This is a genomic window from Hyphomonas sp., from assembly GCF_013823385.1.
Lineage (GTDB): Bacteria > Pseudomonadota > Alphaproteobacteria > Caulobacterales > Hyphomonadaceae > Hyphomonas.
Map to the genome: position 1 here is coordinate 45,361 of NZ_PNMA01000018.1, position 12,184 is coordinate 57,544.

Here is a 12,184-nt window from a genome sequence, read left to right on the forward strand (position 1 = left end):
ATGGCCCGGAAAACTCCGGGCCACTCTTTTCTGGAACAGCCCGGAGTTTCGCGGCGACGGGATCGTCAGGTTCCGCAGGGAACGTCGATGCTTCTGCATAAACGATGATCCGGTGCGCGCATAAGTATGACAGCCACGCACCGGATCTCACCGCGCCTTGACTGGGATGGGATCCAGAAGCACGGCGTGGGTACCGGAAAGACAGCGCTTATGCGGCTTGGGGGGGGAATGACGCAGCGCGTCCTTCCGGTATCACTCCCATTACGCGCTTCCCGCAATCGAGTTCCATTCAAGGCAACATAAAAATCGCAATTGGGTAGGGCTCAACGTTATTGCGCGGGGACGCAAGGCGCACTGAAGGCCGCCGTGATGCCGAACCCGCCGCGAGTTGAGGGGAAAACCGCCTGACACCAAATTTCGGCAGATGACGCGGAATTGAAGCTGGCCACGCCCATCCTGCCGCCAGATCATCTTTCCCTGCGCATTGCGTTATGTATCTGTAAATCCTGAGATGAATATCTTCCCGAAGGAACCACGGGCAGCAGGAGTAAGTTGCCCTTGGCGCAGCCGGAGCGGGCGATGCGCATAGTGCTGATAGATGATGACCGGATGGTGCTGGAAACCATCACCCTGAGCTGGCCGGACCCTGCCGATCAGTTTGATACTTTTGAGTCCTTCGAAGCGCTCAAAACACTTCTTTACTCTCCTGGCTTCGCTGATGTGGATTGTGTGATCCTGGATCTGCAGCTGCCGGATGCGTCGGGATCGCAGATTCTCACCGAAATCCGCAAGCTCAGCGACGTCCCCATCCTGATGCTATCAGGATGGGGGGATACGGAGTTTCGCGCCGACCTGATCAATCGCGGGATTGATGACTATGTTCTCAAACCCGCGAGCGCGAAGGAACTGCACGCCCGCGTAAGCCGTCTGACGAAACGGTCAAAAGGGCTGCCCGCAGTTGAACTGCCGGACACCATTGCCATTGGCGGGCTGAGCTATTTGCCCAAGGACCGGGGTTTGCGCCACGGTCTGCAATTCACGGAGCTTACACATGCGGAAGCGAAACTGCTTGAGGCACTGATCTCCGCTGGCGGCAAGCCGGTTGCCCGGAACGACCTTTACCACCAGGCCTTTGGACGTCCTTACAGGGAAGGCGAAAAAGTTCTGGAGACCTATATCAGCCGGCTTCGCCAGAAGCTCGAGGATCTGGAAAATGGCTCTGGAAATTCCCTGCAGACCGCTCGCGGGATAGGATACCGCCTGGCGACCGGATCCCTCTAACCACCCGGCGCTGGCCCTCTCTGCAAATCTGCAAGCTTCCGGATGAGTTCATGGCGCTCATAGGGCTTACGCAGCAACTCGGCGTCCGAAACGAGCGAACCGTTGAACCCGATCTCGCCGGGAACATAGCCCGATGTATACAGCACTTTGAGGCCCGGATGGCGGCGGCGCGCCTCGACTGCGAGTTCCAGACCGTTCATTCCGGCCCCCAGAACAACATCCGTGAACAACATGAATATACCGGGATCTGCCTCCAGTGCGCCAAGAGCCTCTTCAGCGGAAGCCGCGAGAGATACTGTGTACCCAAGCGCATGAAAGTTATGGGCAGAATGTTCACGCACCAGCGGATCATCTTCCACGATCAAGACACTTCCCGTGCTGAATAAAGCCGGCTCGTCTACGTCCGGCAGGATAGCTGATGCCGCCACGCCGCTTTTCGGCGCCCTTGGAAAAAACAATCTGACCGAAGTGCCCTCGCCAACGGCGGACCTGATAAGAATATGTCCTTCAGACTGGCGCGCGAAGCCGTAGACCATGCTGAGGCCCAGGCCGCTGCCCTTTCCCGCAGGTTTGGTCGTGAAGAAGGGCTCGAAGGCCCTCCGCTGAGCCTCTTCTTCCATTCCTGCGCCGGTATCAGAAACCGTGATGCACACATAATCCCCCGCCGGCACGCCCTCTCGCGCCACCCCGGATCGTCCACGCACCTTGAGGTTCTCCGTCGCAATCGTCAGTGTGCCACCTGTAGGCATCGCATCGCGCGCATTGAAGGCGAGATTTAGAAGCGCAACATCGAACTGTCCCGGATCAACCTGAACTTCCCAGAGGGCAGGCGCCGGCAAATGCCGTATCCGGATGCGGGCATCCAGAGCGCCTCGGAGCAGAGCATGCACCGACCCGGTCCGTTCGTTGAGGCAGGTCCTCTGGGGCTTCAGGGGTTGGCGCCGCGCAAATGCCAGAAGCCGCTTGGTAAGTTCCGAACCGCGCGTGGCAGCCAGATGGATAAGGTCGGCCATCCGGCGCTGGGCAGGATCATTCAGCCTGTCCCTGAGAACATCACTGTTTCCGAGGATTACCGTAAGCAGATTGTTGAAGTCGTGCGCCACCCCGCCCGTCAGCTGGCCGATCGCTTCCAGGCGTTCGGAATCGCGCGACCTCTGCTCGCTGGCGCGGCGCTCTGTAAGATCGATCATGGTGCCGACCATACGGCCCGCGATGCCGGCCTCATCCCGCACGATGAAGCCCCGGTCCAGAATGATGCGTTCGTGGCGATCATCCGCAACAAAACGGTACTCTTCTGACCAGCTTTCCGCTTCCGGCGAGGCGACGAACTCCATCAAGCTGTCGACAACCCGGTCCCTGTCTTCGGGATGGACCCGTCTGCTCCAGGAATCAAACCCCGTTTCCAGATAGGCGCCTGGCGTTCCCGTCACCTTGTCGAAGGCTTCGCTCCATATGAATGTACCGGCGGCGATATCCCACTCCCATACCACATCGGCCGTCGAGCGGCTGACGAACTGGAAGCGGTCTTCATTGATAGCTGCACGTTGTTCGGCCACCCGGCGGTCGGTGATGTCCCGCGCCACCACTGCCCAGTGAGAGTATTTTCCGTAGACGTCTGCCACCGGCAGAAACTCTACGTCCCAGGTAACCTGCTGACCGGGCTTGATCGGCCCGGCGACTTCAACGCGCAGCGACTGCCCCGCATTCATGGCTGCCTCCAGAACATGCGGATCAATCTGGGGCTCAGCGCGAGACAGGATGAAAGACAGCGGCTGCCCGACGACCTGGCTCCGGGCATAGCCTGTAATCCGCTCAAATGCGGAATTGATGTAGACGATCGGCGCTTCTGTTCCCGGAACGGACGGGTCAACGCGCAGGATAGCCACGATATCGTTGAGCCGCTCTACCGAGGCGCCCAGTAACCGGAGTTCAGACTGCCTGTTCCGCTCGGCAGTTACGTCCTGAACAACGCCGGTAATTACATCGCCCGTAACTGTCTGTGTACGTTCGCCGATTCCCTTGACATAGATCGTGCTTCCATCCTTGCGGGTGATACGGCGCTCGAATTCGTGGAGTTTCACCCCAGGATCGTCGAGCGTTTGAACTGACAGGGCTGCCTGATCGCGGTCATCGGTGAAAAGTATCTGAACATACCGCTCCAGCGAGCCGTCAAATTCCTCCGGGTCGATGCCTGCCATCTCATAGATGCTGGGAGACCAAACGAGTTTGCGGTTAGATATGTCGTACTTCCAGAAGCCTATCTTCAGCAACTGGCGGACAGCCATTTCAAGGACGCCCCGGCTCGCTTCGACGCGATGCAGGTCGTATTCCAGGTCGATATACTCGTCTGGCATCTCTGGCCTTTGGAATTTTGCACGCTTTTCCATGACGCCACCAAAACACACCAAATGCTACAACGGGGTTTCCGAATAGTCTAAAAGGTTCAACCGGGACAGGATATCGGGAAACCTTGTATCAATTAAGGACAGTTCAGCGAATGCTTGAAGGCTGGCATCTCCGCGGCCTATCCTGTCAGAGCGTAATCCTTTGGCGGATTGAATCCGTTCAGTGTCTCTTTCAGAGCCGCGCCATCCGCAGCTTCCGGTGTCTGAACAAGCACGATACGCGCGGGCTTCCCGTCAAGGCCGCTGACCGCACGCCCCCGCTCCAGTACCTGCACCCACATGCCGGATGGCAGTCTTATGCGTATGCGATGTTCGATGTCATTTGCCGTTCCATCCAGCAAGGATTGATAGGTTTCCCGCGCCGCATCCTGATCCTGTGGATGAACGCGCGATATCCAGTCATGCGCCTCTTCAGATGCCGGCTTCACACCGCGTGCGAACATTTCTGCCCAGCCTTCGGAATACACAATACGGCCATCGCGGACTGACCAGTCGATGACCCCGGCATCCAGCAGATCGCAACTTGCCCTCGCCTGAGCCAGCACAAGAAATGTGTCCTCGTTTTCCCTATCATCGCGGCGCCACTCATTCTGGATGAGCGAAAGCGCTAACACCAGCGCAAGCATGGAGACCCCGAACAGCGCCAGAAATTCCGTCTTGCGCGCGGTGATAATCGCCAGCACGGACGGTTCATCGGCAAGATAAGCTATGTGGAGCCGGCCGCCAGCCACGCTGCGGGCTTCCAGAAAGACGCCGTCCGTGCGGCCTGAAAGCCGGCCGGGCGCTGAAACCTGGTCTCTATGCAAAGGCTGCCAGCCAAGCGCCTGTCCGGCGAGGGCGGTGTCCGATGACGTAAAGGCGCGGCCGGGCGCGGAATTGGAGAGCACGACCTTTCCATCCAGATTGAAAATGGCTGCGCGCCAGCCGCTCCCCGCAGATGCGCCCGCATCCAGCGCCGCACCGAATGCGCCGGAACGCAGTACAAAAACCATTGGCAACTGCCCGCCCCCGGCAAGCTCCGCTTCCCGGTAAAAGGCCGCGCGGAGCCTGGAAACCGGAACGAGTTCGAGACCCAGCAGTTCCTGCCCTGCGCGCTGGCTGGAAGACAGCGGCGCAAGACCGCCAACTGCGTCAGACGGCATATGTCCGAACACAGATAACACGCCTCCTTTTCCATCCAGCACGGCAACTGCCAGCACCGGCGTGGAAGAAAGCATTTCTGCGACCTGCACCTGCGCATTCCGGAGATCGGCTGTTGAGACATCGCCGCGAACGGCCGCGGCAATCAGCGGCGCGGCCCTCTCTGCGGCGGCCTCAATCCGCGCCATTTCTGCATCGGCAGCCACCTGTCCGGCGGCTGCGGCGTCCGCCAGCCTGCGCTGGCTGGCGCCGGTCTCATTGTGAAGGGCAATCCATGCATAGAGGATCAGCCCCAGAATAACCCCGCAAAGGGCGATCGCCTGAAGCGCGCGCGTCAATACAGGGTCATTATGCTTTCGGCCCGCCGGGAGGGGGTGCATGTCATTGGTCATGGGCGAATCCAGGAGCCGGGTGAGAAAGGGTCTGTCGCGAGATCTGAAGGCACAAGCGCTGCGCGGCCGCCCGGCACCCAGACAAGGCCGAGGCCGGCGCGGAGATCTTCAAAAGCTTTTGAGGCTGTGGCGGAAAGATTTGCGGACACAATGACTTCCCGCCCAAGCCTGCGCGCCATGGCAACGTCCACCGAACCGGCAACACCAGAGCTTTTCCCGCCGCCGATCTGCATGCCCTGGCCTGCAAAGAGAGGATACTGCGGGGCCGCATCCTCACGGACGGATTCAAACGCGACAGCGCCGTCCACTTTGACAATCCAATCCCTCAAGGACTTCGTCCGGGCATTGACCGACCAACCAGCCCGATGGAACCGTTGCGGGCTAAAATAGCCGCCATGGCCCGCACTGAAGAAGTTCGTGTTCCGATCATAGGACTGGAACTGGTAGAACGGCCCCGTCACCAGATAGTCGAACCCGTCCCTTGCAATGGCCTGAGACGCGGAAAGCCCTGCCGACACCATGGAGTTGCTGACGGTAGCGCGCCCGTCCAGATGGGCGGCAGAGATATCTGCCTGCACCGTGCGCCCACCGCCAACATCAATCCTGCCGCGGACGAGCGCGCCAGCCTCGACAACACGGCCAGATTGCCCGGCAGAACCAATATCGGCCCCCGCAAATGCCAACAGGCTGTCCGTCCTTGGACGAACGAACACACGCGCCTCTCCCATGTGAGCCCCGAAGCGCCTTGTCGCGGCGACTTCTCCGGAAATGGCGGGATCTGCGCCCGCCCCGACGGGCATCAGGCCAATCCGCGTCGCAAGGCTGGTCTCCCCTTCCTGGCTCCAGCCAAGATAGGGGGCGGCAAGTGTCTCCCGTCCGGCGCCGCCATTCGCGCCAGTATCGATCTTGTAAAGCGTGACGCCTGCCTCATAGCGGCTCACGCCGCGCACGGCCTCCATGGAAGTGGTCGACGCATAACCCGTCATCCTGTTCTCGCCGCGCGCGCCATCCTGCTGGCGCATGGAGACAGACTGCCTGTAAAGTGTGTGATCGACGCCCTCGAGCGCTTCATACGTATCAGGGGCCAGGGCGCGGGCCGTCAGGTAATCCCCTTGATAGAAGGCAACCGATGCGTACTGCGCCTGGACTTTCTCTCCCAGAGGGCCGCCTGCGGCTCTCGCGATGGCTGCCGCTGACTCCAGCTTGCCGGCCTTTTGTGCCGCAAGGGCAAATCCTTCCGCCGACTCATCATCCGGCCCCGCAAGGTAAAGCCGGCTGAACGTCGCAGCCGCCAACTCAGCGTCGCCTGACTGGAGGTCCACCCAACCGCTGCGCATCTGCGCTGCTCGTTGAACGGCCGGATAGGCAGCGGCCTTCCGGGCAAGTGTGCCAGCCGTTTCCAGATCGCCCAGATCATAAGCTTTCGCAGCGGCATCGAGCAATGCGCCGCCACCGATCAGCTGAGCTTCGCCCGCAAGCGCGGGATCAAGCTTCGCGGACCGGTCTGCCAGCTCTGCGGCGCGCAGCGAGCTTCCCTGCTGGCGCAACATGCGCGCCTCATCCAGGTCAACCCGCGCCAAGAGACCGTCGAACCCCTCGGCGCTGCGTGCTTCGGAGATGGCGCTGCGCGCGCCCGTATAATCGCCCGTGGCCAGCGCCGCCATCACCAGACCCCGGCGCACATCCTCATCCGCGCCGCGCGCCAAAGCGCTTCTGAAAAATCCAGCAGCCTGGCCAGGATCGGGCTCAAGGTGTATCCACCCGGCCTGCGCCAGGATCCGCACATCCTCGGACGCGCCGGCAATCGCCCCGGCCATCTCGATGTCTCCGGCGGATTGAGCGGCCTGAAAGTTCAGCCAGGTTTCTGCCCTGACAAGCTCTGCATAGGCACGCGCGATTTCCGGATGTTCGTTGTTCGCCAGTGAAGGTATGCGGACGAGAGATGAAATGCCTTCCCTGTCCAGCACAGTTGAGGCGCGGGATGCGAGCGCCGCGACGAGTTCGGGATTATCGCAGTGCGTCAGAACCCGTTCGTAGAAATCCCGCAGACCGCTGTTGATGCCGAGCCCTTCCAGCGCGTCAGCGCGTGCCCAAAGATCAAAGGGACGCTCACACGCTTTCGCCGCCGGAACCGGCAGAAGCTGCAGAACACGTCCCCAATCTCCGGCCGCCTGAGCTTCACGCACTTCATGTTCGCGCCGACCGTTGGCGACGTAAGCCAGAATGTCCGCAGGCGCTTGCCACCCTTGATGACGGCCTCGCAGAGCGCGCAAGCGTGCGGCCGCTTCATGCCACCGGCCTTCCGCGCCTAGTGCCCAGACAGACTGAACATCCCCTTCTGCTGGCCCTGGCGGAAGTGCAGTTTCCACAGGTTCCGGTTCGGAGATATCCGCCGTCGGAATACCGATCGGGAAGACCCCTTCCCGCCCGGTATCGGGCGCAGCCTGCGCGCCCTGGCCCATTACGAGCAGGATGCTGGCGCCGGCAACCGCCGCATGGAGAAGGGTGGAAAAGAGCCTCATTTTCCGTTGATCTGTTTGCGCATGTAACGTGCGATCAGAGCCAGACCTGCAGCCATTGCGAAAAGGATTGCCGCGATGGACGCGATCCACCCCCAGGATGCCCTCTCGCTGCCGGCGCGAACAGCTTCGCGCGCCGCCCTGTCGCCAATTGTAAACGTCGTATCGGCGTCAGCGGAGACGATGGTGGCGGCATTTTCCCGCCACACGGCGGCGCCGCCCTTGATCTGGCTCCAATGGCTGGGCTGCACCAGCGAGCGTACCGAAGACAGCAGCTGCGTATCAGTTTCCGCTGTCACCAGCATGACCAGCCGGCCCTTGTGGCTGGGCGACTCGCCCTCGACAAGCAGACCGTTATCGCCAAGATCAACCAGATTGAGTTCGCGGCTGAAACCGCTCGCCTGCGGCAGCCTCAGCTTCTGCAATGGCAGGAATCCGCCGAGCGCCGGCCGGGCGCCAACGAGAATTGTGTTGGCGTCCGGAAGATCGAGACCAATGCCGAAATTCGTGTCCGTAAAGACGGTCCCATTTATCTGGCCGAGCCGTGCAGCAAGCGTCCAGACGCTCGCCACCGTTTCTGCAGACGCATCGGCTGCGCGGATTTCCATCGGCGCCGCTTCCAGCCCCGCAAACGGATACCCCGTCTCTTGAAGAAGCGCGAGATTGGGCAGCTCTGCGAAATATCCAGCCGGCGGAAGAGTGACCGTTGATGTGCCTTTCAAGGTGAAGGCAAGGTTACGCGCATTGCGTGCGGCACAGGCGCCTTCAGCTGGCGAAGACAGCTCAACCTGAAAATCAATGGTGTTCCAGCCTGGCCGCAGGGAACGAGCCGAGACGGCGACCTCATAGGCCGGGACCACCTCACCGTTTGGATTTGTCAGCCGGACCGCCCGCTCAAACGCGCCATTGGCGAGAATATTGACAACCGACCGGCCATCGAGACCCGCGCCATACGCAAAATCAAGTGCGAGCACCACCTCATCATTTTCTCGGAAGCGTATATCCGCCGGCAAGGCGAAGGAAAGCTGCGCCCGGCCGCGGTCCTGCCCGAGCACCGAGGCCCCCTCAAGGCCAAGATCCCGGAACGCATATTTCGCGTCGGCCCGAAGCGGTTGACGCTTCGCGCTGACAATGGCCGAGGGAACCTCGGCAGCGCTGATCACCGCCGACGCCGCCGCCGAAAGCGGGAAGCCTTCAGACGCCAGCGTCCGCAGCGCGCCCTCAATGGCTTCTGGCGTATGGCCTGCTGCAATGATCAGGAAATGGGTTGGATCGTTCGGCGACGGGCCGATCGAAAGCCAGGATTCGGTTTCCTTGAGACTGGCGAGGCCCGCAGGCGCAATGGCGGCGAGCTGCGCCGGGGTTCCGATCGCGATGATATCCCGCCCTTCCCCGTCCGGTCCCGCATCAAGGGATGAGAGCATCGCTATCTTCGGCAGCCGGTATCCGAGCCGGTTGCCCACTGCCTGAGAGGCAAGAGCGCCCCAGCGCAGCGTCTGGGCGTCTGGTGAACCGGCCAGAATGCCGAGTTCCTCGACACCGCCTATCCCAGCAGAGAGGAGCGCACCAAGATCCGCGAGCGTCGCGTTGAGCGACCGGCGCGCATAGGTGATTTCAATATAAGAGCGGGACGTATCCACTTCGGTCCACAGCTCTGCAGCCTCGGTATCCTGGCAATCGAGCGTATAGCGCTGAACCGCATCGATGCTCAGCGTATTGTACCCATGCTGGACCATTGCCGGATCAAGAACGATTTCGTTGATCGCAGCGGCTCTTTCCGTCACGCCGTCCAGCTGACCGATGAACTGGCCATTCATGCCGAGACGCAATTGCGGTTTGAGACCTTCCTGCGCGCGTCCGCTGACATGGCGCAGCAGCACACGCGCATCCTTGACGTCCGCCTGCGGAGCAATTGCAAAGGAGATCAATTCACGCGCGCTTGCCCCGTCAAGATGGATCGCGCCCTGCGCGCTGCGCAGTGAGGCGAGCGGAATACGCGTGCGCCAGAGGCCATTTTCAAGGCGCTCAGTCGTCACCTGAGGATTATCCCGGTAGCGGGCGTAGATATCGAGCGCTGCCTCTCGGCTCGCCGCCTGCTGCGCTATCGCAGGAGCCGGCATGAGGCAGACAGACAGGGCGGCCGCGAGTACCGCAGGACGGAGGAGGGATTTCATGGACGTACTTCCCGTGTAACGGCGCGAATGTGGCCCAGCGCTTGCGAAAGGCTTGAGCGGATGAGGTGGGCGATCTTTGCGCCCATATGTTCGGAATTGGCGCGGGCATCGCGGAACTGCTTCCAGTTCTCGCTGCGCGCGTACATCAGGGTGACCACCGCGGCCCATTGTTCCCGGGTCTCGATTATGAAGCTGAGGCCGAGTTTCTGACCCTCCGGCGCGTCAAACACCGAAAGCACCTTGAGGGACAGCATGGACGCATTGCTGGCTCCCAGCTCGCGGGCATCGATGGTCAGTGTCTCACCTTCTGTAAACTGATGAGCCGATCCGGATGGAACCAGGCAGCCCATGCCCGTGATCGAGACGTCAGACATATGTGCCTGAATTTCCGCGTCTCCGTGCCCCAGCAGCACGGGCCGGCTGACTTCAAAACGCGGAAAGGCGCGTTGCTGTGACCGCTCATAGAGGACGCCTAGCGCGGATACGAGCAGGAGGAGATGAAACGTGTTCCAGAGCAGCAGCACCGTTATGACACCGGCGCCAGCCGGATCGTTGAAGAGCCGCACCAGCCCCACCACCTGCCCCAGCCCGACCAGCGCAATAAGGACGTAGAACGGGCGCGCCAATGGAGAGATGAAATCCTCGCTGAGATTTTCCCCCTTTGGAGTCACCGCAAAGCTGGGCGCGCGCGGATTGCGCAAAACCTGAAGGATCGCGCCACTGCAATGGATGGCCTGAACAACTTCATAGAGCTCTGACGCAAATGCCCAGCGCGTATGGCCATAAAGGATTGAAGACAGCATCAGCGCGCCCACAATGTGCGGAAGGCCGTACATCAGGAAGTCGCTGAGATCCCCGACATAGACGCGTATGCCGAGCAGGAGATACAGCAAAGGCGCCAGGATGAATGTCAGGCGCGCGAGCGGAAAGAACCAGTAGAAGCAGGAATTGAGATAGCCAATGCGCTGGGACAGGGAGAGCCCGCGCTTCAGCAGCGGGTTCTTCAGAATGAAGATCTGGATCATCCCCTGGGTCCAGCGCATTCGCTGCGTTATGAATCCGGAGAAGGTTTCCGGCGAAAGCCCCGCAACCATTGGCCGGTCAACATACACACTGCGATAACCGCGCGCGTGAAGCTCAAGCGCCGTTTCCGCATCCTCCGTGATCGTATCTCCCTGGAGCCCGCCGATTTCCATGATGTGCTCGCGCCGCAGCACGGCGGCCGACCCACAGAAGAAGGAGGCATTCAGCCCATCCAGTCCGCGCTGGATGACCGAATAGAACATCTCGTTCTCACTCGGCATTTCGCGGAATGTGCCGAGGTTTCTCTCCAGAGGGTCGGGATTGAGAAAGAAGTGCGGCGTCTGGACCAGGAAGACTTTCGGATCATCGACAAAGTATCCCACTGTCCGCACAAGGATGTCGGCTGCCGGCACATGATCGGCATCGAGTATCAGAATGAGGTCACCGCTGGTCTCTTCAAGGGCCGCGTTTATGTTGCCTGCCTTGGCGTGCTCGTTCTTCTCGCGGGTAAGATAGTTCGCCCCAAGACGTTCACACATCGCCATCAGCCGCTCATGCCGCGCATGAGCCTCCGCTGCCTTGACGGGATCGGACTGTGTTCTCTTGGCGAGTGTACCCCCATCGTCCAGGAGGTAAACCTTCATACGGCCTGCCGGATAGCTGACATTCAGCGCCGCTGTGAGCGTTACCTCGAGCAATTCATCTGGCTCATTATAGCTCGGAACCAGAATATCGACGGTAGGCGACCGCTTTGCCGATACCGGTGCAGGCCGGGCGGCGCGCTTATAGACATCGACAGACAGGAAGGTGGAGAGCAGAAGCAGCACATAGCCATAACTCTCCGCTCCGAGCAGGAATATCCCCCCCAGAATCGAGAGGGCCGAGTCGGTTGGCATCGTCTCGGTTACGCGCCAGATCATGTAGCGTGTGCTTGTGAAAATGATCAGCAGAGCCACGAAAACGCGGAAAGGCCCGCCTGTCGGGCGCAGCCACCCCATCAGGAAATAGGTCGCAATCGTCGCCACACACAGCTGCACCTGAACCGCATCGGGAACAGGGGCAGCGGCGATGATCGCGATCAGCCCGAGCGCCAGCAAGCCGCTTACGGTGCGCAAGGGCGCGAACCGGGAAGCCGGCAGGCCTGATGGCCGGGATGTCTCACCATGCGCCATTGCTGGGTCCGTCTGATATTCAAACCAGTTATCAGCCGGTACATTTCAAGCATGAAATTTCCGATAAATCAGAGACTT

The 12,184-nt window shown here is 60.8% G+C and carries 6 protein-coding genes; 1 reads left to right on the plus strand and 5 read right to left on the minus strand.

The genetic code is table 11. The annotated features are described in order from the left end of the window. Positions 1-579 precede the first annotated feature (579 nt). Entirely contained in the window at positions 580-1,281 is a 702-nt protein-coding gene (locus C0456_RS11785; protein WP_291052164.1) for a response regulator transcription factor, read from the plus strand. Here the strand turns inward: C0456_RS11785 and C0456_RS11790 are convergent. The 5 genes from C0456_RS11790 to bcsA form a co-directional block, all read right to left on the minus strand. After that, complete coding sequence (locus tag C0456_RS11790; RefSeq protein ID WP_291052168.1) at positions 1,278-3,635, minus strand: PAS domain-containing protein; 2,358 nt, start codon at positions 3,633-3,635, stop codon at positions 1,278-1,280. The two genes, C0456_RS11785 and C0456_RS11790, sit on opposite strands and share 4 nt — an antisense overlap. A gap of 170 nt (positions 3,636-3,805) precedes the next feature. Continuing rightward, positions 3,806-5,218, minus strand: coding sequence for a PAS domain-containing protein (locus tag C0456_RS11795; RefSeq protein WP_291052171.1), 1,413 nt, complete (start codon positions 5,216-5,218; stop codon positions 3,806-3,808). Then, positions 5,215-7,740 (minus strand): cellulose synthase subunit BcsC-related outer membrane protein, encoded by a 2,526-nt coding sequence (locus C0456_RS11800; RefSeq protein WP_291052174.1) that lies wholly within the window; start codon positions 7,738-7,740, stop codon positions 5,215-5,217. Before C0456_RS11800 ends, C0456_RS11795 begins: the two co-directional genes overlap by 4 nt. After that, complete coding sequence (locus C0456_RS11805) at positions 7,737-9,911, minus strand: cellulose biosynthesis cyclic di-GMP-binding regulatory protein BcsB (protein WP_291052176.1); 2,175 nt, start codon at positions 9,909-9,911, stop codon at positions 7,737-7,739. The genes C0456_RS11800 and C0456_RS11805 overlap by 4 nt, the downstream gene beginning before the upstream one ends. After that, a complete protein-coding gene (gene bcsA, locus C0456_RS11810; RefSeq protein ID WP_291052179.1) occupies positions 9,908-12,049 on the minus strand; it encodes a UDP-forming cellulose synthase catalytic subunit in 2,142 nt (713 codons plus the stop codon). Before bcsA ends, C0456_RS11805 begins: the two co-directional genes overlap by 4 nt. Between the last annotated feature and the right edge of the window lie 135 nt (positions 12,050-12,184).

Coding starts and splice junctions, on each gene's coding strand:
- C0456_RS11785 (WP_291052164.1), top strand. CDS start 580: ATGCGCATAGTGCTGATAGATGATGACCGGATGGTGCTGGAAACCATC.
- C0456_RS11790 (WP_291052168.1), bottom strand. CDS start 3,635: ATGCCAGACGAGTATATCGACCTGGAATACGACCTGCATCGCGTCGAA.
- C0456_RS11795 (WP_291052171.1), bottom strand. CDS start 5,218: ATGACCAATGACATGCACCCCCTCCCGGCGGGCCGAAAGCATAATGAC.
- C0456_RS11800 (WP_291052174.1), bottom strand. CDS start 7,740: ATGAGGCTCTTTTCCACCCTTCTCCATGCGGCGGTTGCCGGCGCCAGC.
- C0456_RS11805 (WP_291052176.1), bottom strand. CDS start 9,911: ATGAAATCCCTCCTCCGTCCTGCGGTACTCGCGGCCGCCCTGTCTGTC.